19 protein-coding genes and 1 tRNA gene are annotated in these 21,791 nt (G+C 71.2%); 3 read left to right on the top strand and 17 right to left on the bottom strand.

The window, feature by feature from the left end:
• The first annotated feature begins 49 nt into the window (after positions 1 to 49).
• Together AB0M36_RS34675 and AB0M36_RS34670 are read left to right on the top strand one after the other, a co-directional pair.
• Positions 50 to 256, top strand: coding sequence for a DNA-binding protein (locus AB0M36_RS34675; protein ID WP_364166464.1), 207 nt, complete (start codon positions 50 to 52; stop codon positions 254 to 256).
• A complete protein-coding gene (locus AB0M36_RS34670) occupies positions 256 to 1,542 on the top strand; it encodes a tyrosine-type recombinase/integrase (protein ID WP_364166462.1) in 1,287 nt (428 codons plus the stop codon). Before AB0M36_RS34675 ends, AB0M36_RS34670 begins: the two co-directional genes overlap by 1 nt.
• Positions 1,543 to 1,617: 75 nt before the next feature.
• Here the strand turns inward: AB0M36_RS34670 and AB0M36_RS34665 are convergent.
• The 6 genes from AB0M36_RS34665 to AB0M36_RS34640 form a co-directional block, all read right to left on the bottom strand.
• Positions 1,618 to 1,691: transfer RNA gene (locus AB0M36_RS34665), tRNA-Pro, on the bottom strand.
• Positions 1,692 to 1,822: 131 nt separating this feature from the next.
• Positions 1,823 to 3,208, bottom strand: coding sequence for a ribosome biogenesis GTPase Der (gene der / locus AB0M36_RS34660; RefSeq protein ID WP_364166615.1), 1,386 nt, complete (start codon positions 3,206 to 3,208; stop codon positions 1,823 to 1,825).
• A gap of 35 nt (positions 3,209 to 3,243) precedes the next feature.
• A complete protein-coding gene (gene cmk / locus AB0M36_RS34655; protein ID WP_364166460.1) occupies positions 3,244 to 3,924 on the bottom strand; it encodes a (d)CMP kinase in 681 nt (226 codons plus the stop codon).
• 594 nt (positions 3,925 to 4,518) lie between these two features.
• Complete coding sequence (locus tag AB0M36_RS34650; protein ID WP_364166458.1) at positions 4,519 to 5,277, bottom strand: pseudouridine synthase; 759 nt, start codon at positions 5,275 to 5,277, stop codon at positions 4,519 to 4,521.
• Positions 5,246 to 6,049 (bottom strand): SMC-Scp complex subunit ScpB, encoded by an 804-nt coding sequence (gene scpB, locus AB0M36_RS34645; RefSeq protein WP_364166612.1) that lies wholly within the window; start codon positions 6,047 to 6,049, stop codon positions 5,246 to 5,248. The genes AB0M36_RS34650 and scpB overlap by 32 nt, the downstream gene beginning before the upstream one ends.
• A gap of 560 nt (positions 6,050 to 6,609) precedes the next feature.
• On the bottom strand, positions 6,610 to 7,845 hold the full coding sequence (locus tag AB0M36_RS34640; protein ID WP_364166456.1) for a segregation/condensation protein A: 1,236 nt from the start codon (positions 7,843 to 7,845) through the stop codon (positions 6,610 to 6,612).
• 442 nt (positions 7,846 to 8,287) lie between these two features.
• Here AB0M36_RS34640 and AB0M36_RS34635 point away from each other — a divergent pair, with 442 nt between their 5' ends.
• The gene (locus AB0M36_RS34635; protein ID WP_364166610.1) at positions 8,288 to 9,106 is read left to right on the top strand and encodes a DUF72 domain-containing protein; all 819 of its coding nucleotides are present in this window, start codon (positions 8,288 to 8,290) and stop codon (positions 9,104 to 9,106) included.
• Positions 9,107 to 9,118: 12 nt separating this feature from the next.
• Here the strand turns inward: AB0M36_RS34635 and AB0M36_RS34630 are convergent, their stop codons facing one another.
• The 11 genes from AB0M36_RS34630 to AB0M36_RS34580 form a co-directional block, all read right to left on the bottom strand.
• Positions 9,119 to 9,790 carry a hypothetical protein gene (locus AB0M36_RS34630; protein ID WP_364166455.1) on the bottom strand — a complete coding sequence of 224 codons (672 nt, stop codon included), beginning with the start codon at positions 9,788 to 9,790 and terminating at the stop codon, positions 9,119 to 9,121.
• A 1-nt stretch (position 9,791) separates the two neighbouring features.
• Positions 9,792 to 10,724: an AAA family ATPase gene (locus AB0M36_RS34625; protein ID WP_364166453.1), complete on the bottom strand. Its 933-nt coding sequence runs from the start codon at positions 10,722 to 10,724 to the stop codon at positions 9,792 to 9,794.
• Positions 10,725 to 10,837: 113 nt separating this feature from the next.
• Positions 10,838 to 11,767, bottom strand: coding sequence for a site-specific tyrosine recombinase XerD (locus tag AB0M36_RS34620; protein ID WP_364166608.1), 930 nt, complete (start codon positions 11,765 to 11,767; stop codon positions 10,838 to 10,840).
• Positions 11,764 to 12,879, bottom strand: a complete 1,116-nt coding sequence (ald, locus tag AB0M36_RS34615) for an alanine dehydrogenase (protein WP_364166451.1) — start codon at positions 12,877 to 12,879, stop codon at positions 11,764 to 11,766. Before ald ends, AB0M36_RS34620 begins: the two co-directional genes overlap by 4 nt.
• 130 nt (positions 12,880 to 13,009) lie before the next feature.
• Positions 13,010 to 13,321, bottom strand: a complete 312-nt coding sequence (locus AB0M36_RS34610) for a hypothetical protein (RefSeq protein ID WP_364166449.1) — start codon at positions 13,319 to 13,321, stop codon at positions 13,010 to 13,012.
• 120 nt (positions 13,322 to 13,441) lie between these two features.
• Entirely contained in the window at positions 13,442 to 14,041 is a 600-nt protein-coding gene (locus AB0M36_RS34605) for an NUDIX hydrolase (RefSeq protein WP_364166447.1), read from the bottom strand.
• Positions 14,038 to 15,762: a CTP synthase gene (locus AB0M36_RS34600; RefSeq protein WP_364166445.1), complete on the bottom strand. Its 1,725-nt coding sequence runs from the start codon at positions 15,760 to 15,762 to the stop codon at positions 14,038 to 14,040. Before AB0M36_RS34600 ends, AB0M36_RS34605 begins: the two co-directional genes overlap by 4 nt.
• Positions 15,763 to 15,893: 131 nt before the next feature.
• Positions 15,894 to 18,149, bottom strand: a complete 2,256-nt coding sequence (locus AB0M36_RS34595; protein ID WP_364166443.1) for a hypothetical protein — start codon at positions 18,147 to 18,149, stop codon at positions 15,894 to 15,896.
• Between the two features lie 2 nt (positions 18,150 to 18,151).
• Positions 18,152 to 19,282, bottom strand: a complete 1,131-nt coding sequence (locus AB0M36_RS34590; protein ID WP_364166441.1) for a glycosyltransferase family 4 protein — start codon at positions 19,280 to 19,282, stop codon at positions 18,152 to 18,154.
• Entirely contained in the window at positions 19,279 to 20,853 is a 1,575-nt protein-coding gene (locus tag AB0M36_RS34585) for a lipid II flippase MurJ (RefSeq protein WP_364166439.1), read from the bottom strand. The genes AB0M36_RS34590 and AB0M36_RS34585 overlap by 4 nt, the downstream gene beginning before the upstream one ends.
• Entirely contained in the window at positions 20,850 to 21,713 is an 864-nt protein-coding gene (locus AB0M36_RS34580; protein WP_364166438.1) for a hypothetical protein, read from the bottom strand. Before AB0M36_RS34580 ends, AB0M36_RS34585 begins: the two co-directional genes overlap by 4 nt.
• Between the last annotated feature and the right edge of the window lie 78 nt (positions 21,714 to 21,791).

Here is a 21,791-nt window from a genome sequence, read left to right as displayed (position 1 = left end):
CGGCCCCGTGCCGGCGCGCCATCAACCTACGAATCGTGAAGGAGGAATCATGGTCCGACAGAACAGCGACTTCACCCCGAAGTGGCACTCCCCTGCCGAAGTTGCAGCAATCCTCGGCTTCGGTCTGTCCAAGGTGAAGATGAAGATCGCCACCGGTGAACTGCGGTCGATCAAGGACGGCAAGTACCGCCGTGTTCTCCCGCAGTGGATCGACGAATACGTGCAGGCTCAGGTCGACCGTCAGGAGGCCGCCTGATGCCGGCCAAGAAGCGCGACAACGGTGAAGGCTCGATCTACCCCTACCGCAACGGCTACGCCGCATACGTCTGGGTCGACAAACCCGACGGCACCCGCACTCGAAAGTACGTCTACGGCAAGACCCGCGACATCGTCCACGACAAGTGGATCGATCTCCACCAGCTCGCGAAACAAGGTCCCGTCGTCACGAAAGCACCCACGGTGGCGTCCTACAACGCCTACTGGCTCGCCGAGATCGTGGAACCGAACCTCGCGCCGTTGACTTACGCCACCTACGAAACGTTGTCCCGGCTCTACATCGTTCCCGGGCTCGGCACCAAGAAGATCGACGGGAAACTTTCTATCCGAGAGACACAGACGTGGATCAACAAGGTCGCGAAGACCTGCCAGTGCTGCGAACAAGGGAAAGACCAACGTCGGGCTCCCCCCAAACAGCGCTGTTGTGCCCGAGGCCGGTGCTGCCGAGCGATCCCGTCCCAGCGCACCGTCAAGGGCATCCGCGCCGTCCTGCGGTCGATGATGTCGCAGGCAGTCATCGAGGAAATCGTGACGAAGAATGTCGCCGCTCACCTCAAGTTGCCACCGTTGCGCAAACGCAAAGGTGGCACCTGGGCCAGCGAGGAAGCACGCACCTTCCTAGAAAGCGCCCGCGCCGATGCGGATCCGCTCTATGCGGCCTTCGTGATGGTCCTGGTACTCGGCCTCCGCAAGGGTGAAGTCCTCGGACTCACTTGGGAGCACATCCAATGGGATGGCTGGGACAAGCCTTGCACCCCGCACGGAACCACATACTGCGTGCAATGCCGGGACGACCACAACATCGTCATCACCATCGACAAGCAACTTCAACGAGTACGCGGAAAGCTGCTACATCGGGCAACGAAGACCGAAGAATCAGACGCCCCGCTCCCCCTGCCGGCTATCTGCGTAACCGCGCTTCGCCTCCGCCAGATCCAGCAGGAAGCCGCCCGGAAGAAGGCCGGCGACGCCTGGCACGACACCGGAATGGTCTTCACCACCCGATACGGCCTTCCCGTCGAGCCGCGCAATTTCAACCGCTCTTACGATGGGCGAATAACCCGAACAGGACTCAAGAGGATCACCGTGCACGACGCTCGGCGCACCTGCGGCTCGTTGCTAGTCGACCTGGACGTGCATCCCCGGATCGCCATGGCGATCCTGCGCCACGCCGACTTCTCGATCACCATGGAGATCTACAGCCAGGTGTCCCCCGCCGCCACCCGCGAGGCACTGCGCAGGCTGGGAGAGCGCCTTGATCAATAAGCCGTTGCGGTACTTTGCTGCTGTACAAGATCAGAAAAGGCCACCCGGGAGATCCCGAATGGCCTTCCATCTGCGTCGGGCTGACAGGATTTGAACCTGCGACCCCTTGACCCCCAGTCAAGTGCGCTACCAAGCTGCGCTACAGCCCGATCCCACGCCCCGGAAACCCAGCGCGCGGCAACACCACTACCCTACCCCAGCCCCTCAACCCGGTTTGCACCGGCATGCCGGACGGCCCAGGCCCAGCAGCAACCAGGAAGGGACAAGCCAAACCCCCAGATCAGCCGTGCGCCTTGCCGCGCCCACCGGGCCCGAGCTTCTTCCTAGGCCGCACCGACACCTCGACCGGGCTCCCCTCGAACCCGAACTCCTCACGAAGCTTCCGCTCGATGAACCGCTGATATCCCGCGTCGAACGGCCCCGTAGTGAACAGCACGAACCGGGGCGGCGCCACTCCCGCCTGGGTCGCGAACAGGACGCGGGGGGCTCGGCCTCCCCGCACCGGGTGGGGCGTGGCCTGGGTCAGGGCCGTCAGCCACTGGTTGAGCGCGCCTGTCGGGATGCGCTTTTCCCAGCTGGCCAGGGCGCGGCGGAGTGCTGGGGCGAGTTTGTCGACCGCTCGGCCCGTTTTGGCGGAGATGTTGACTCGGATCGCCCAGGGGATGCGCTTGAGTTCGCGGTCGATTTCCTTGTCGAGGTAGAACCGGCGGTCCTCGTCGACCAGGTCCCACTTGTTGAAGGCGATGACCAGTGCCCGGCCCGCGTCGACGACCTGGGTCAACACCCGCTGGTCCTGCTCGCTGATGACCTCGGCGGCGTCGAGGAGGACGACGGCGACCTCGGCCGCTTCGACGGCGCCGGCGGTGCGCAGGGATGCGTAGTATTCGGTGCCGGATGCCTGGTTGACGCGTTTGCGCAGGCCGGCGGTGTCGACGAACTGCCAGGTTTCGCCGTCCATCTGCACCAGGCTGTCGACGGGGTCGACGGTGGTGCCGGCTACCGAGTCGACGACCGCGCGTTCTTCGCGGGCGACGCGGTTGAGCAGGGACGACTTGCCCACGTTGGGGCGGCCGACCAGCGCGACGCGGCGGGGGCCCCGGGGTCCGCCCTCGATGATCGGTGGGGCGGGCGGCATGGCGTTGAGGATGGCGTCCAGCAGGTCGCCGGAGCCGCGGCCGTGCAGGGCCGAGATCGGGTGCGGCTCGCCGAGGCCGAGCGACCACAGCGACGTGGCTTCGAGCTCGACGGCCTGGTTGTCGGCCTTGTTCGCCACGAGGATGACCGGCTTGGCGCTGCGGCGCAGCATCCTTACCGCCTTCTCGTCCATGTCGGTGGAGCCGATGGTGGCGTCGACCACGAAGACCACGACGTCGGCGGTCTGGACGGCGATCTCGGCCTGGGCGGCGATCGCGGCGGCGCGGTCGCGGGCGTCCGGTTCCCAGCCGCCGGTGTCGACCACCGTGAAGCGGCGGCCGTTCCACTGGGCGTCGTAGGGAACGCGGTCGCGGGTGACGCCGGGCACGTCCTCGACGACCGCCTGGCGACGGCCGATGATGCGGTTGACCAGGGTGGATTTGCCGACGTTGGGCCGGCCGACGACCGCCACGACGGGCTGGGGGCCGACGGGTTCGTCAGGGTCCGCGGACGAGCCGTCGGAGAAGGTCACGTCGTCGAACTCGGAGAGGTCGACGGGAAAGTCGTTCACGAACTCACCTTGCTGTTGAGCATGTCGAGGAGCCGGTTCACGACGTCGTCGATCCCCATGCCGGTGGTGTCGAGTTCCGTCGCGTCGGCGGCCTGCCGCAGCGGGTCGGTGGCCCGGGAGGAGTCGAGCTTGTCGCGGCGGGCCAGGTCGGCCTCGGTCGCCGCGACTTCCGTGGCGTCCTCGGCACTGCGGCGCTGGGCGCGCGCGGCCGCCGACGCGGTCAGGTAGACCTTGAGGTCGGCGTCGGGTGCCACAACGGAGGCGATGTCCCGGCCCTCGACAACGATGCGGGGCGCGGCCGAGATGATGTCCTGCTGGAATTGCACGAGCATGACCCGTACCTCCGGGATCGCGGCGACGGCCGAGACCGCGCCGGTGACCTCGGGCCCGCGGATGGCCGCGTCGACGTCGACGCCGTTAGCCTCGAAGTGCGGCGCGAGCGGATCCGTGCCGATGGCGAGGTCGGTCTCCTGCGCCACCTTGATCACGGAGTCGGTGTCGGCGAGATCGACGCCCGACTGGAGCACGGACCAGGTGATCGCCCGGTACATCGCGCCGGTGTCGAGGTAGACCCCGTCGATCGCCGCGGCGAGACGCCGGGAAACGGTGGATTTGCCCGACCCCGACGGGCCGTCGACGGCCACCACGCATCGCTCGGGCCGTACTACTTGCGCCACCGTTACCTCCAACGTCGGGGGAAGACAACCTTCCCCATTGTGCCCGGTGCCTCCGACAGGATCGCGTCCGACGTCGGCCGGGAGAAAACAAGCGCTTCTTGAAAGTACGGCGCCAGGCGCACCCCACCGCAAACCGAGTGGCCGGCAGCGTCACCCGCACCCACCGCGGCCGAGTGGCAGCCCGACCACGCCGCGCCCCACCGACTACCTCAGGTGCCCCCGCACACAGCCCAGCGATCAACCGAGCGCGACCACGATCACACTGTGCCGGTCACCACACACCCCACCCGCAACCCCGAGCACGACCCCAATCCGGCCCACCGGGTGATCAAAGCCGACTCGGCACGATCACCGCCAGCCCAGCGAACGCGGCCACGCGATCGATCAGGGCAGCGGCCCCGCCGAGCCGGAGGCGCCGCCCGAACCGGCCGCCGGGTCCCGCGCCGAGCCGGAGGCGCCGCCCGAACCGGAGGCGCCGCCCGAACCGGAGGCGCCGCCCGAGCCGGAGCCGCCCGAGCCGGAGGCGCCGCCCGAGCCGGAGCCGCCCGAGCCGGAGGCGCCGCCCGAGCGGGAGCCGCCCGAACCAGCCGCCGACTAGTCTCCGACGGCCTTGAACAGGGCGCCGACCTCGGCGTTCGACAGGTGCCGGAAGCCACCGGGCCGCATGTCGCCGAGCCGGATCGGACCGACCGCCGTACGGATCAGTCGCGACACCGGATGCCCGACCTCTTCCATCATCCGCCGCACGATGTGCTTGCGCCCCTCGTGCAGCGTGAGCTCCACCTGCGCGGTCTTGCCCACCGCGTCGACCAGCTTGAACGCGTCAAGTTTCGCCGGCCCGTCCTCGAGCTCGATTCCCCCGAGCAACCGGCGGCCGACGTTGCGCGGCAGCGGGCCGGCGACCTCGGCCAGATAGGTCTTGGCCACCCCGTACGACGGGTGCATGAGCTTGTGCGCGAGCGCCCCGTCGTTGGTGAGCAGGAGCAGGCCCTCGCTGTCCGCGTCGAGCCGGCCGACGTGGAAGATGCGCTGTTCGAACGTGCCGAGGAAGTCGGCGAGCTCGTTGCGCCCCTTCTCGTCGTCCATGCTGGAGACGACGCCCCGCGGCTTGTTCATGGCCAGGTAGACGAGCTTGGTGTTGGTGACGATCCGCGCCCCGTCGACGTGGATCTCCGAGGTCGCCGGGTCGACCTTGTCGCCGAGCTTGGCCACCCGGCCGTCGACGGTCACGCGCCGGCGAAAGATCAGGTCTTCGCAGGCACGCCGGGATCCGACTCCGGCGGTCGCGAGGACCTTCTGCAGCCGGACGGAGTTTTCCGGGTCAGCCTGAGGCATCGAGCACTTCTTCCACATCGTCGGGCAGGAACGGAGCCAGCGGCGGCAGCTGGTCGACCGAGTTGAGGCCGAGCTTCTCGAGGAACAGCGCCGTGGTCCGATACAGGAATGCCCCGGTCTCGCCCTCGGTGCCGCATTCCTCGATGAGGCCGCGCGTCACCAGGGTACGCATCACGCCATCACAGTTCACACCGCGGATAGCCGAGATGCGCGACCGCGTTACAGGCTGCTTATACGCGACTACAGCCAGCGTTTCCAGGGCCGCCTGTGTGAGCCGCACGGACTGCCCATCGAGCACGAACCGCTCCACGTACGGTGCATACTCCGGCCGCGTGTAAAGCCGCCACCCACCCGCCGCCCGCCGCAGATCAAACCCGTGCCCCGCCGCCGTGTAACGCGCCGAAATATCCTCCAGCATGCCGGCGACCCGCTCCGTAGGCTGCTCCACGATCTGCGCCAGCTGCATCTCCGCGACCGGCTCGTCGACCACGAGCAAGATCGCCTCAAGGGCCGCCCGCAACTCACCGTCATCGAGCGGCTTGAGCTCTACTTCTTCTTCGGTACGGGGTGACTCCTCCCCAGAAGCAGCACCCCCTCGCCGACCACGCCGGCCCTGAGCGGGAATCCCAGAACTCGGCGCGCTGACGCCCACCGGCTCCCCATCCGCCTCGGCCCCCACCCCACCGTCGATCAGCTCCGGCCCCGCAACCTCCGCACCCACCCCAGCGTCAGTCAGCTCCGACCCAACCCCCGCGTCGACCGGCTGCGGCACGGCCTCAGCATCGACCACCTGCGACGCGGCGTCAGAACCGACCGGCCGCGACGCAGCATCAGAACCGACCAGTTGCGGCACGGCCTCAACATCGACCACCTGCGACGCGGCGTCAGAATCGACCGGCGCCAGAGAAGCCTCGCCGAGCATCTCGTGGGACGTATCGACGATCGCCGGTCCTGGATCCTCGCCCTCCGCCGCCAGCACCGCCTCGGACGTCTGCTCGTCATCCTCCGACAGCAACGGCACAGGCGGCTGCCCGCCGCCATCCTCCGCGGGGTCAGCTGCGGAAAACTCCTCGCCGTCCCCCTCCGCGAGGTCAGCTGCGGACAACCGCTCGCCGTCGCCCTCCGAGAGGTCGGCCGCGGACAACTCCTCGCCACCATCCTCCGCGCGGTCAGCCGTGGATAACTCCTCGCCGTCCCCCTCCGCGAGGTCGGTCGCGGACAACTCATCGTCCGGGCCGTCCTCACCGCGATGGGCGGCGGCATAGGCGGGGTCCGGCGGGCGCGGCGCGCGTTCCCAGGGCGGAACCCACGAGGCCGCCTGCGCGGCGAGGGAGTCGGGGCGCTCGTCCGTCATTGCTTGTCCTCTTCCGATGGAGCTTCCGGCCCGGCTTCCGCCCCCGGACCGTCCTGGTCACCGTCTTCGTCAAGGAAGTCACCGTCGCCCGCGGCCACCCGGGCGTCACCGTCGTCCGCAGCCACCGGGGAGTCACCGTCGCCCGCGACCGCCCAGGCGTCACCGTCGTCCACGGCCGCCGAGGCGTCACCGTCGCCCGCGACCGCCCAGGCGTCACCGTCGTCCGCAGCCACCGGGGAGTCACCGTCGCCCGCGACCGCCCAGGCGTCACCGTCGTCCGCAGCCACCGGGGAGTCACCGTCGCCCGCGACCGCCCAGGCGTCACCGTCGTCCACGGCCGCCGAGGCGTCACCGTCGTCCACGGCCACCCGGGCGTCAGTGTCGGGCTCGGTCGCGGCGGTGTCCGGCTCGGGAGGGGTGCCTTCGTAGTCGTCGATGTCGAGCTCGCCCTCGGCGTCGGAGCCGCCGATCCATCTGATCGTCAGCTCGTCGAGGGAGACCGGCTGCTCGAAGTCGACCAGGCCTTCGCGGTAGAGCTCGAGCAACGCCAGGAATCTGGCCACCACTTCCAGGGTGTTCTCGCAGTCGGCGACGAGCAGGCTGAAGGTCGACAAGCCGGCGCGGCGCAGGCGATCGCGGATCAGGTTGGCGTGCTCGCGCACGCTGACGCGCACCTGGTGGATGTGGGCGATCGAGACCTCGGGCGGCCCCGGCTTGGGCGTGAACTGCTTCAGCGCCAGCTTGAACATGCGTTCCGGGCCGATGCCGAGCACCAACTCGGGCAGGGCCTCGGAGTAGCGCAGCTCCAGGGAGACCGCGCGCGGCCAGCGTCGCGCTCCGGTGCTTTCCAGCTCGGCGAGGTGGGCGGCGGCCTCTTTGAAGGCCTTGTACTGCAGGAGCCGCGAGAAGAGCAGGTCGCGGGCCTCGAGCAGGGCGAGGTCCTCCTCGTCCTCGACCTCGGCGGCGGGCAGCAGCCGGGCTGCCTTGAGGTCGAGGAGGGTGGCCGCGATCAGGAGGAACTCGCTGGCCTCGCCGAGGTCCCAGTCGTCGCCCATCGCCCTGATGTAGGCGATGAAGTCGTCGGTCACCTGGTGCAGCGCCACCTCGGTGACGTCGAGCTTGTGCTTGCCGATGAGCTGCAGCAACAGGTCGAACGGTCCGGTGAAGTTCGTCAGCCGCACGGTGAACTTGCCGGTGTCGGCCTCCCCCGCGGCAGCCGCCGAAGCGTCCACGGTCGAAGACCCAGCCGCCGAAGCATCCCCGTCGAAAGGCACGACCGCCGAACCATCCACGGCCGAAGAACCGGCCGTCAGAGCGTCCACGGCCGAAGAACCGGCCGTCAGAGCGTCCACGGCCGAAGAGCCGGCCGAAACGTCCACGGTCGGAGAGCCGGTCGACGCCGGACCGGGGCCGCCCGGTTCGCCGGGCGTGGAGAGAGCAGGCTCTTCAGGCACGTGCTGACCGTAGACCACGGGTCCGACAAGCTGTTCCCGGCTCACTGCACGACCCCCATAACCTTCGCGAACAGCCTCTTGTGGGTCAAACGCCACGGCGACCAACCGGTAACTGATCAAGCCCACGCGGATCGTCGGACAAATGGCGTCAAGATATGGTCGATGGATCGCCGGAGGGAAGGACGGAGGTGGAGTGGTGCGTCTGCACGTCGGGTGCGCGATGTGGAGCCTGAAGTCCTGGCAGGGTCGCTTTCTGCCGCATCCGCAGCCTTCCCACGAGCGCCTACGTTCCTACTCCGGCTGGTGTGACGCGGTCGAGGGCAACACGACCTTCTACGCGACGCCGGCCCGGGACACCGTCGCCGGTTGGGCCCAGCAGACCGGTCCCGATTTCCGCTTCGTCGTCAAGCTGCCCCGCGTCATCACCCACGACCGCCGGCTCAGCGGCGCCGACGAGGAGCTGCGCGCCTTCCTGCAGGCGATCGAGCCGCTCGGCCCCCGCGCGCACGCCCTGTGGATTCAACTTCCGGGCTCGTTCTCCCCGGACGATCTGCCGGTGCTGTCCGGCTTTCTGCGCCGACTTCCCGCTTCCCATCGGTACGCCGTGGAGGTGCGTCACCGTGCGTTCTTCGACGCACCGCGCGCGCTCGAGGAGGCGCTCGGCACCGTGGACGCCGAGTGGATTCCGTTCGACACCACCGCGTTCTTCGGCGGCCCGCCGACCAGCGACGCCGAACGCGACGCCTGGACGAAGAAGCCGCGGATGCCACTGCGGACGGTCGCGCTCACCGACCGCCCGATCGTGCGCTATCTGGGCCGCGACGCCACCGACCGTACGGTCGAGGGGTGGCGGCGGTGGGTCGACATCGTCGCCGAATGGCTGCTGGAGGGTCGGTCGCCGACCGTTTTCGTCCATACCCCGGACAACGCCGACGCGCCCGCGCTCGCACGCCGGTTCCATGACGAGGTGCGGGCTCGGGTTCCGGGGTTGGCGGCGCTGCCGCGGCCCACACCCGTGGAGCCGTTGACCCTGTTCTGAGGGTGCTGCCGCTCAGCCCCAGAGCCGCAGGAAGAGCACGCCCAACAGGTCGAGCAGGCCCAGCAGCAGGGGATAACTGAACGGGAAGAAGCAGCAGACCAGCAGCAGGAGGACGCCGATGTTCTTGTCCTCGAACCACAGTCGGATCCACTGCAGGCCGGGGCCCGCGTGTTTCGGGATGGACCACATCACCCCGAAACCGTCCAGCGGCGGCAGGGGGATCAGCGCGAGCAGGCCGAAGGTCAGCAGGCCGGTGCCCAGGCACAGCAGCACCTGCTCGCCGAAGGGTAGGGCCACGCCGCCGCGCAGCAGGTACGACGGGTGGAGGATGCCGAGCAGGTTTTCCGGCGTGCTGTAGGCGTACGCGGCGAAGAAGAGCTGGGCCACGACGATGCAGAGCAGTGGGCCGGAGAGGAAGACCGCGGCGGCGCGGCCACGGCCGCGCCAGCGCGGGATCTCGTCGACGCTGGCGATCTTGCCCCAGCCCATGCCGCCGATGGCCGCCGCGACCGCGCCGAAGGGGTCGATGTCGTCGCGGGGGCGCGGGCCGATCGGTTCGCCGCGTTCGGTGAGACCGAGCATTCGGGCGGTGAGCCGGATCGCGAAGGCGCGCAGCAGGAGCGCGAGCAGGAAGGCGACGACCAGCGCGGCGAAGGCCACCGGTTCGCCGAGGGCGAAGAGCAATCTAGCCTCGTTCCGCCTTGGCGGCGATGACCTCGCGAGCGAGCTGGCGATAGTTGCGCGCGCCCGACGACGCGGGGTCCAGGGTGGTGATCGGCGCACCGGCGACGGTGGACTCGGGGAACTTCACCGTCTTGGTGATCACCGTCTGGTAGACCTTGTCGCCGAAGGCCTCCACGACCCGCTGCAGCACCTGGCGGCAGTGGGTGGTGCGGCTGTCGTACATGGTCGCGAGGATGCCCTCGAGTTCGAGGTCGAAGTTGAGCCGCTCGCGGACCTTGTCGATGGTGTCGAGCAGCAGGGCGACGCCGCGCAGGCTGAAGAACTCGCACTCGAGCGGGATCAGCACGCCGTGGGCGATGGTCAGCGCGTTGATCGCGAGCAGGCCCAGCGAGGGCTGGCAGTCGATGAGGATGAAGTCGTATTCCTTGCGCACGCTGCGCAGCACCCGGGCGAGGGCCATCTCGCGGGCGACCTCGTTGACCAGCTGGATCTCGGCCGCGGAGAGGTCGATGTTGGCGGGCAGCAGGTGCAGTCCGGCCACGTCGGACTTGATGATCACGTCCTCGGCGGTCACGTCGTCCTGCATCAGCAGGTTGTAGACGCTCAGGTCGAGGTTGTGCGGGTTGACGCCCAGGCCGACCGAGCAGGCGCCCTGCGGGTCGAAGTCGACGAGCAGGACCTTGCGGCCGTACTCGGCGAGGGCGGCACCGAGGTTGATCGTCGTCGTGGTCTTGCCGACGCCGCCCTTCTGGTTGGCGAGGGCGATGATCCGCGCCGGGCCGTGCCGGTCGGTCGGCATCGGCTCGGGGATGGGGCGACGCATGGTGTAGGCCGTCGGGTCGGCCGGACCGAGGTCGGCGCCCAGGTCGAGGGAACCCTGCTGTTCCCGCAGGGCCGAGGTCCAAGCCTCTGCGCGTTCGCCGTTTCCCGCCATGCCCCTGTAGCCCCCTCTCGACCCGCAGCCGGAGCCGATGCCCGACTGTACGCCACGGAGGCCGTCGATCCGGGGTCACCCGCACGGCGTGTCGTCCACTGGTGGCCCAACGCCTAACGAGCGCGCGGGTGTGCGGTGGCGTACACCTCGCGCAATCGGTCCACTGTCACCAGGGTGTAGACCTGCGTGGTGGTCACCGAGGCGTGTCCGAGCAGCTCCTGGACGACTCTGACGTCCGCGCCGCCGTCGAGCAGGTGGGTGGCGTACGAGTGGCGCAGGGTGTGCGGCGACACGGCGTGCGCGCCCTCCACCGGCAGCCCGGCGGCGGCCGCCGCGCGGCGCAGGATCGCCCAGGCGCTCTGCCGCGACAGCACTCCCCCACGGGCGTTGAGGAACACCGCCGGGGTTCCCTTGCCCGCGGCGATGAGGGTCGGGCGCCCGCGCACGAGATAGGCGTCGAGCGCCGCGCGCGCATAGGACCCGAGCGGCACGAGCCGGGTGCGACCACCTTTGCCGTGCAACGTGACCACCGAGGGGCCAACATCGTCCACGGCCAGGCTGACGGCTTCGGAAATGCGAGCGCCGGTGCCATAGAGGAATTCCAGGAGGGCCCGGTCGCGCAGGGCTAGCGGTTCGTCGCCGGTGACCGCGTCGAGAAGCCGGGTCACCTGGTCGACGTCGAGGGCTTTCGGCAGCCGCTTCGGCGGGGCGGGCGGCTTCACGTCCCGGCTCACGTCGTGCGGGGCGAGGCCCTCGCGGGCGGCGAAGCGGTGCAGGCCGCGGACGGCGCTGACCGCCCGGGCCGCGGAGGACGCCGACAGCGCCGGGTGTTCCTCGGTCCCCTCGCGCAGCAGCAGCAGGTGCCGGGTGAGGTCGGCGGGAGTGACCGCGGCCAGCTCGGTGATGCCGGCCGCGGTCAGCGACTCCAGATAGCGGTCCAGATCCCGCCGGTAGGAGGCGAGGGTGTTGCGGGACAGGCCGCGCTCGACCGTGAGGTGGTCGAGGTAGGTCCGCACGGCCTGCCCTAGGGCGGGTGAGCTCAGCTCAGCGCCTCGGTCAGGGACAGCGCCTGCATGCCGTGGGCGTCGGCGACCGGGCCGTAGGTGACGTGCCCGGCGTGGGTGTTGAGGCCCAGAGCCAGTGCCGGGTCGGCCTTGACGGCGTCGCGCCAGCCCCGGTTGGCCAGCTCCAGCGCGTACGGCAGAGTGACGTTGGTCAGCGCGTACGTGCTGGTGTGCGGCACCGCGCCGGGCATGTTCGCCACGCAGTAGAACATCGACTCGTGCACCTTGTAGACCGGGTCGGCGTGCGTGGTGGGACGCGAGTCCTCGAAGCAGCCGCCCTGGTCGATGGCGATGTCGACGAGCACGCTGCCCGGCTTCATCCGCGAGACGAGGTCGTTGGAGATCAGGTTCGGGGCCTTGGCGCCGGGGACCAGCACCGCACCGATCACCAGGTCGGCGTCGATGACGGCCTTCTCGATCTCGTACGCGTTCGAGGCGATCGTCTGCAGGTGACCGCGGTAGTCGGCGTCGGCGGCGCGCAGGCGGGCGATGTTCTTGTCCAGCACCAGCACCTCGGCCTGCATGCCGAGAGCGATCGCCGCCGCGTTCATGCCCGAGACGCCGGCGCCGATGACCACGACCTTGGCCTGGTAGACGCCCGGAACGCCGCCCATGAGCACGCCACGGCCGCCGCCGGAGCGCATGAGGTGGTAGGAGCCGACCTGCGGCGCGAGCCGACCGGCGACCTCCGACATCGGCGCCAGCAGCGGCAGCGAGCGGTCGGGCAGCTCGACGGTCTCGTACGCGATACCGGTGACCTTGCGGTCGAGGAGCGCGTCGGTGCACTCCTTCGAGGCCGCCAGGTGCAGGTAGGTGAAGAGCACCTGCCCCTCGCGCATGCGCGAGTATTCCTCGGCGATCGGCTCCTTGACCTTGAGAACGAGGTCGGCCGTGCCCCACACGTCGTCGGCGGTGGCCAGGATCGTGGCACCGGCGGCGACGAAATCGTCGTCGGCGATCGAGGATCCGGCGCCCGCGCCGGCCTGCACGAAGACCTGGTGGCCCGCGCGGGTGAACTCGAAGACACCCGCCGGGGTGATCGCCACCCGGAACTCGTTGTTCTTTACTTCGCTCGGAATGCCGACCTTCACGAGTCGACACCGTCCTTTCCGCAGGGAGAGACATCGATGGCTCATACCCGAGACGGGCTGCTCTCGCAGACTACCGTCCCACCAAACGGAAGATACTGCCGATTCGCAGCTCGAAGATCAAGAAGAGGTTTTACATAGTGGTCAGCGAGGCGTAGAGCAGCGCGGCTGAGGCCAGTCCCGCCGCGAGGAGGACGGCTGCGCCGGCAACGGCCGCCGCGGTCACACCCGTCACCCGCCGCACGACCAGATATGTCACGACGGCGGCGAGGAACGCGCCGACGACCAGGTAGATGATCGCGAAAAAGCCCAGACCGACGACCAGGCCGGTGCCGACGCTGATCGTCACCGCCCGGCCGGGGCGAAAGTCGGGGCGCACGACGAGGAAGGTCACCGCTCCGGAGCCGAGGGCGAGGACCGTGGCGATCAAGATCAGAATATCCACGCCGTGCATGGTGGCAGCCGCCGGCTCGGGGCACCGCCTCCCCCGACGGAACCTGCCCGGTTCCTCCACAGGACCTTCACGAACGGACCGCCCGGGCTCGGACGGCCCGTTCGTGTGGGGTCAGGGCAGGGGCGGGGTCTCGGCCGGGCGCAGCGTGGCCCAGCCGTCGTCGCGGGCACGGGCCGCGCTGAGCAGGCCGCCCACCGCCGCGGCGTTGGTGATCTCACCGCGCAGCACCATGGCGACCGCCTCGTCGAGATCCACCCAGCAGATCTCGATGTCGGCCTCCTCGTCCTTGCGGGCGTGGCGCTCCTCTTCCGGCACGGGCGACAACTCCCGGGCCAGGAAGATCCGGATCGTCTCCGCGCTGAAGCCCGGCGAGGTGTGCAGGTCGACGAGCAGGTCGAAGCGGGCGGCCGTGATGTCGGCCTCCTCGGCGAGCTCGCGCCCGGCCGTGACCGCCAGGTCCTCGCCCGCGACGTCACGCAGGCCCGCCGGAAGCTCCCAGAGCTTCTCGCCGACCGGGTGCCGGTACTGCTTGATCAGCACCACCCGGCCGACCTCGTCGAGCGCGACCACACCGACCGCGTTCTTGTTGACCACCACGTCCCGGTGGGCGGTGCCGCCGCCCGACATGGTCACCTCGTCGGTGTAGACCGAGAAGATCGGCCCCGAATACCGCTCGACCCGCGACTTCGTCTCGTGGGCGAAGGCGCTCACGAGGATGCCATCGCCGTCTTGTCGCCGTCCGGCTCGACCGACGCCGCCACCTCGACCGGCAGTTCGTCGGCGGCCGCGTACTCGACGGCGGCCTTGACGAACGCCGCGAACAGCGGGTGCGCCCGCGTCGGGCGGCTCTTGAGCTCGGGGTGGGCCTGGGTGGCCACGAAGAACGGGTGCGTCTCGCGGTCGAGCTCGATGAACTCGACCAGCCGGCCGTCCGGCGAGGTGCCGGAGAACCGCAGCCCCGCCTTGGAGAGCCGGTCACGGTACGCGTTGTTGACCTCGTACCGGTGGCGGTGCCGCTCGGAGATCTCGGTGCTGGCGTACGCCTCGGCCACGACCGAGCCCTCCGTCAGCGCCGCAGGGTAGGCACCCAGCCGCATGGTGCCGCCCAGGTCGCCCTTGCCCGCGACGATGTCCTCCTGGTCCGCCATGGTGGAGATCACCGGGTGCTTCGCGCCCTCGTCGAACTCGAGCGAGTTGGCGCCCGCGAGGCCGGCAAGGTTGCGGGCGGCGTCGATGGTCATGCACTGCAGCCCCAGGCAGAGGCCGAGGATCGGGATGCCGTTCTCCCGCGCGTACCGGGAAGTATTGATCTTTCCCTCGATGCCGCGGATGCCGAAGCCGCCGGGGATGCAGATGCCGTCGACGCCCTTGAGGGCGGAGGCGGCGCCGGCCATGGTGTCGCAGTCGTCGCTGGGGACCCAGCGCAGCTGCACCTTGGCCGTGTTGGCGAAGCCCGCCGCGCGGATCGCCTCGCTCACTGACAGGTACGCGTCCGGCAGGTCGACGTACTTGCCGACCAGCGCCACGGTGATGGTGCGCCGCGGGTGGTGCACCCGCTCCAGCAGGTCGTCCCAGGTGGACCAGTCGACGTCGCGGAACGACAGGCCCAGGCGGCGCACCACGTACGCGTCGAGGCCCTCGCGGTGCAGCACCTTGGGAATGTCGTAGATGCTCGGCGCGTCCGGTGCGGCGACGACGGCCTCGCGGTCGACGTCGCAGTACAGCGAGAGCTTGTGCTTGAGCTTGTCGGGGATCTCCCGGTCGCTGCGGCAGACCAGCGCGTCGGGCTGGATACCGATGTTGCGCAGCGTGGCGACCGAGTGCTGGGTCGGCTTGGTCTTCAGCTCGCCCGACGGCGCGAGGTACGGCACCAACGAAACGTGCAGGTAGAAGACATGGTCGCGGCCGATCTCGTGGCGCACCTGGCGGATCGCCTCGAGGAACGGCAGCGACTCCATGTCGCCGACTGTGCCGCCGACCTCGGTGATGACGACGTCCGGGATGCGGCCGAACTCGTCGGGCGCGGCCATCGCGAAGATGCGCTCCTTGATCTCGTTGGTCACGTGCGGGATGACCTGCACGGTGTCGCCGAGATATTCGCCGCGGCGCTCCTTGGCGATGACGGCCGAGTAGATCTGGCCGGTGGTGACGTTCGCCTTCGCGGACAGCGCCCGGTCCAGGAACCGCTCGTAGTGGCCGACGTCCAGGTCGGTCTCGGCCCCGTCCTCGGTCACGAAGACCTCGCCGTGCTGGAACGGGTTCATCGTGCCGGGGTCGACGTTGAGGTAGGGGTCCAGCTTCTGCATGACGACCCGCAGGCCGCGCGCGGTCAGCAGATTACCGAGGCTGGAGGCGGTGAGGCCCTTGCCCAGCGAGGAGGCGACGCCCCCGGTGACGAAGATGTGCCGCGTCTCGCGCACTGTTGGTGCCAAGGCCTGCTCCCGTGGTCGGTCAGTTCGGTCGTGCAGACCGGCTCGATCGTCCTCGACGATCGCGCCATCCACGGGATTTCACAGTAACACCTACCTCGGCGCTCGCACGTTCGGGCTGCTCGGCGCGCGTGTCAGGGTACGGTCGCGCCCTCAGTGCCGGTTTTGTCCGCCCGGTCGCGGCGCATCGACAGTCCCGGTCCTCCGGGGCCGTCGGTCTCACCCTCCGGGCGGGTCCGGTCGGCGGCGTGCTCCAGCACCCGCAGCGTGGTGAGGACGAAGAGCGGGACGGCGACGGCGGCGGCCGCACCGGCGACCGCGAAGGCCGCACCCCCGAATATCCCGGCGAGCACGACGGTCACCGTGGTGCCGGCCAGCGCGGCCCGCAGCGCCGGATGCAGGCCGAAGACCCGGTTGAGCCCGCCCCACGGCGAGAACTGGCTGAAGGCCAGCATGAGGGCACCGACCAGGGCCAGGATCGTCAGCGGGCTGTCCAGGGCGTGGCCGCTGGACGTCGCCGCGCGCTGGATGGCCGGGCCGGCCGTGCCGTCGAGCAGCGCCGTCAGGAACTTCCCGAGGCTGCCCTGTTCCTGCGACGGGCGGCGCAGGTCGAGCACGGCGAAGCCGATGGTGACGGCGAGGCCGGCGACGGTCGCCCAGGCGAAGCGCGGAAAGGTGAGCCAGCCGCCGGTGCTGATCGCGGCCGCCACGCACACCCCGGCGGTCACGGCGATCGCACCGACCGGGTCCGCGCCGAGGTACGGGCTGCCCACCATGATCACGGTGACGCCGCCGACCAGCACGACGATCACGGGACGCCAGGGCCTGCGTACCCACTGGGCCGCGCAGGCGGCGACGGCCAGCGCGCCCGCCACGAACACGCCGAGCCCGACACTGCCGAGGCCCGCATAGCGGGCGCCCTCGATCGCCGAATAGCCGGCCACGCCGTTGAGCTGCAGCCGCGAGCCGGTCAGCAGGTCCACGCCGACGACCACCGCCGCCGACGCCGCGACCAGGCCCATCGGCCACAGCGTGCGCTGATATCGCGGGGCGAACCGCACGGCGGCCGTGCCGAGGGCCGTCACCACGCCAGTGAGCAGCGTGAACGCGATGCCGGGCCGCCCGGCCCGCCACCATGGGAGCGCGTCGGCCAGCAGCGCGGCCGGAATCACCAGCGCGGCGGCGATCAGCAGCACCTCCACCGCGAGCACCAGCATCCGCGGCGGCGACGCCGGGCCGGTCGGGCCGGCATGCCGCCGGGCCCGCATCATCAACGGCACCACCAGCAGGAAGATCGCGACCTGCACGGCGGCCAGCCCGGTAAAGAAGATGTCGGCGATGCCCGACTGGACGCCGGCCCGCCGGTTCGCGTCGTGGTCGCCGAGCATCGCGTCGTCCGGTGACGCCGGACGGCCCCACACCGTGGTCGCCGTACGCCCGTTGAACAGCTTCTCCGGCACCGGCCGGCCGAGCGCCGTGAGAATCGTGGGAGCCAGGTCGACGAGCTGCAGGTAGCCGTCGCGGCCGGTGCCGGCGGAGGTCAGCCAGCCGCCCTGCCAGCCGGGCCCCTCGGCGATGGCCACGTGCAGCCGCGAGGCGGTGTCGGTGTCCGAGACGCCCGCGATCACCAGCAGGGACCGTTGCGGGCGGGCGGCCACCACGCGGGCCAGGGTGGCGTCGGCGGCGGCGACCTGTTGCTCGCGCGCCGCGCCGGAACCCGTGATGGAGCCCAGGTCGACCATGCTCACCACGCACTGGGTGAACAGGCCCCGCGGGTCGTCGGGCAGCTCCGCGGCGTACCGGTCGACGCGGCCGTACGGGCGGGCGGCGGCGACCGCCGCGCCGGGGCCGACGGCGACAGTGCAGCGCACCGACTCGGCGAGCGCGCCGGGCACCGCGCCGTACGGCTGGCGTTCGGCGTTGGCCCGCACCACACCGCCGAGTTCGGGCAGGTTGGCGCCGATGCCGTCGGGCTGCTCCAATGTGGGCGCCACGGTCGGGCACTGGCCAGCGACGCGCCGCGCGTTCCAGACCGCGTAGTTGCCCGCGCCCAGGGTCAGCCAGCCGTCGGAGGGGCAGGTGGCGTGGTGCGCCGAGCGTACGGACAGCCAGCCGACGGATCCCTGGGTCGCCTCCCGCCACAGCGTCGGTGTCCGCCGCGGGTCGAGGTCGTCCCAGCGCAGTCCCGCCGCCCCGGCGACGATCACGTAGTCGGCGGTGTCTCCGGGCGCCCCGGCCCGGGGGCCCACGGTCAGCCCGGCCAGGCTCGCCGCCGCCGCCAGCACCACCAGCAGGTACGGCACCCAGGCCCGCCCGCGCCGTGACCGCGACGGGGGCGCCGAGTCCGGTCGGCCGCCTCGGCGCACCGCGGCGAGCAGACGGCGCAGCACTCTCACCCCTGGCCCGCCGGAACTCCGGTGACCGCCGCGTACGCCCGGAGCACGTCGACGACGGTGTCCTGCTCCGTCGGCCAGCTGGCGGCCTGTCGACGCGCGCGCTCGGCGTAGTCGGCCCGTTTCGCCGGATCGGCGAGCATCTCCCGCACGGCCCGGTCGAGCGCGTCCACGTCGCCGGGCGCGATGAGCTCGGCGGCGTCGCCGACCAGGCCGGGCAGTCCTCCCACCGCGGTGGTGACCAGGGGCAGGCCCGCGTGCAGTGCCTCCTGGGCGAACAGCTGCCGGGCCTCCCAGTCGCTGGTGATCACCGCGAGGTCGGCGGCGCCGAGCAGGTCGGGCACGTCGGTGCGGTGCCCGAGCAGGTGAACCTTGACGCGCAGCTCGGAGGCGCGCTGGGCGAGCAGCATGTAGCTGGGGCCGCTGCCGGCGATCACGGTCACCGGGGCGGGATCGAGCTCACGCCAGCGGGCGGCGGCCTCTAGCAGCAGGTCGTAGCGCTTCTGCGGATGCAGCCGGCCCACGGAGACGATCAGCGGCACGTCGGGGGCGACGCGGAACTCGGCGCGGACCGCGGCGCGGCTGCGCTTGGGCGCGCCCATCGTCGGGGCGGCGACCGCGCCCAGCCGGGCGGGGCGCGCGCCGAGCGACTCCGCGCGCGCGACCAGATCCTCCGACGCGCCCAAAGTCAGGGCGGCGGAACGGGCGACGATCCGCTCGACCAGGGCGGAGGCGCTGCCACGCAGGCCGCGGGCCAGAACGGCGTTGTGCCAGGTGACGACCAGCGGGGCCGTCGGGCGGGCCAGGGCGGCGACGAAGGCGGCCCGCAGGCCGTGCGCGTGCACGACGCCGACCTCGCGGCCGGTCAACGCCCGACGCAGCGCGCGGATCGCGCCGGAATCCTGCGGACCCGGGTTCGCCGGGATCTCGACCTGGACGAACTCGGCCCCGGCCGCGGCGAAGCCGAAATGCTCGTCGGTGGCGGCGGGTCCGCAGACCAGAACCTGACAACCGTTCGCGAGCAGCCCGCGCACGAGCGAGGAGACGTGCTGGCCGACCCCGCCGGTGCTGGAGCCCAGCACCAGCGCGACCGTGCCCTGCCACGGTGACGCCTGCGCCGCGTCCGTCACGTGCGATCCCTCCCGGTGAATTTCGAGACCAGCGATCGGAGGTCGCGGCGGTCGAGCGGATAGACCACCGCGGCGAACACGACCGCGACCACGACCCCGCCCAGCATGCCCTGCAGGATGCTGCCCCACACTGCCGGGGTGCCGCCGAGCGCGTGTCGCACACCCTCGGTGGCGCCCCATCCGGCGAAGCCGGCGACGACCGCCGCCACGATACCCACCGCGCTCACGCGGGGCAGTCCGGAAAGCGCCTGTCGGCCGGCGTGGCGGCGGACGCCCAGCACCAGCAGCAGTCCGATGACGGACATGCCGGCGGCGTTGGCGGCGCCGAGGCCGGCGAGCTGCCACCGGGGTTCGAGGACGGCGGAGAGCGCGACCACGGCGACGGCGGCGAGGCCCCATCCGGCGGCGGTGGCCCCGGCGGCGGCGCGTGTCGCGCCGCGGGCGTACAGCGCTCGGGAGAGTATGGCGAACAGGGCATAGCCGAGCAGGCCCGGCGCGAACGCGACGATGCCGGTCGCGGCACCCGGCGCGCGGATGAGGTGGGCGGCCGGCCAGGCCAGGGCACCCAGCGCGGCCGCGCCGAGGCAGGCGAGCAGGACCACCGAGCGCGTGGCCGGCGCCAGCGCCGCGGCGTAGGCGTCCTCGTCCCGGCGGGCGAAGGCCGTGACCAGGCGCGTGTAGACGGCGGTGGCCAGCGGCACGGCCAGCACCGCCCACGGCAGCAGGAACACGGTCTGCGCGGCCATGAACGTGGTCAGCGGCCCCTTGGTGGCGACCGCGAGCACCGCCAGCACCATGAGCTGCTGGGAGCCGACGGTGACCGCCCCGGCCCAGCCGAGCCGGATCGCCTGCCGCCCCTCATTCCCGGGGAAACCGTAGGTGGGCCGCAGCCGCAACCGCAGTCGGCGCAGGGGAATGAGCAGGCACGAGGCGAGCACGACGACGCCCAGGGTGGTGCCGCCGGCGAGGATCAGCTCACCGGTCGGGCTCAGCCCGCCGGTGCCGCTGCGCGGCCCGTCGACGAGGGCATAGCTGAGGTACGCGACCATCACGGTGACGCTCGACAGCAGCGGCGCGATGACCGGCCAGGCGAAGCGGTGGTGCGCCTGGAGCACGCCGGTGAGCACGATGCCGATGCCGTAGAGCGGCAGCTGCGGCGCGAAGATCCGCAGCATCCGGGCGGCGATGACCTGGTCGCCGGCGGGGATGTCGAGCAGCCCCGCGATCGGGCCGGCGCACAGCGCGATCACGACCGCCAGTGGCACCATCAGGGTCAGGACCCAGGTGAGCAGCGCGGAGGCGATGGCACCGACCCGCTCGCGGTCACCGGCGTCGGCCGCGGCGGCGACCAGCGGCACCACCAACCCGGCCAGGGCGCCGCCCGCGACGAGCTCGAAGACGATGTTGGGAATGGTGTTGGCGGCGTTGTAGACGTTCGCCAGCCCGTCCGTGCCGACCGCCTGCAGGAAGACGAGGGTCCGCCCGAAGCCCGCGATCCGCGAGGCGATCGTCAGGACGGTGATGAGGGCGGCGGCGCCGGCCACCCCCGCGCGGACGCGGGACGAGGTCACGAAGCCGGACGGCGGCCGAGCGCGTCGAACTCGCGCAGCCCCGGCGTGTCCTGGATGACCCGGGTGAAGCTGACCTTCTCGCTGGCCGCGGTCAGCGCGGCGAGCACGGCGAGGGCCAGTGCGCGACCGGCCGGTCCGGTCCGGGTGGCCAGCGCCACACCGAGCAGGGCGCCGAGGGCGTTCGCGCCCGCGTCTCCAAGCATGATCTCCTCGCCGAGGTCGGCGGGCAGCAGCGCCGCGCTCGCGCCGAGCGTGCCGGCGGTCAGGGCTCCGCCGCGCCCGGCCACCAGCGGCGTGCCGATGACGGTGGCGGCCTTGATCGCCCGGCCGGGGCGCAGGTCGAGCAGGTTGAGCAGGTTCGCCGTGCCCGCGACGACCCCGGCGCCCAGCAGCACGTCGGCCGTCCGGCGCACCGCCCCGGCACGCCGGCGGGCCGGATGGGCGCGCACGCCTGGGTCACGGGCGAGCAGGGCGGCGGCGGCCAGCCCGGCCGCGCCCACGCCGGCGATCTTGACGAGCCCGCTGGTGATCCGCCCCTCGCGCAGCGCGCCGAGGTGCCCCTGGAAGCCCTTCGCGGACTTCTGCTCGGGGCGGTTGCCGACGATGTCGTCGTAGAAGCCGACCGCTCCGCCGGTCACACCGGCGGTTATCGCGGCCGCGGCGGCGACCGCGCTCGGCGCGCCCGCCACGGCGCCGACGGTGGCCCCGGCCGCCAACGCCGGACCGCCGGCCAGGGAGACCGTGCGGCCGTGGAAGTTGGTGCGGTCCAGTTCGCCCGAGCGCGGATCGCGGCGGATCCAGGCCAGCGCGACCCGGGCGGCGAGCGCACCGAGGCCGGACGAGGTCATCCTGCTGGCCATGCGTCTGCTCTCCTGACTGGCGGGGCCGCGCCCACGGCGGCCGACCGCTGAGTCTAGGACTTGCCCGCCCGGAACCCG

This window comes from Actinoplanes sp. NPDC051346, assembly GCF_040682215.1.
GTDB lineage: Bacteria > Actinomycetota > Actinomycetes > Mycobacteriales > Micromonosporaceae > Actinoplanes.
The sequence above is the reverse complement of the archived record's forward strand: the minus strand, read 5'-3'. Positions and strand labels throughout refer to the sequence as shown.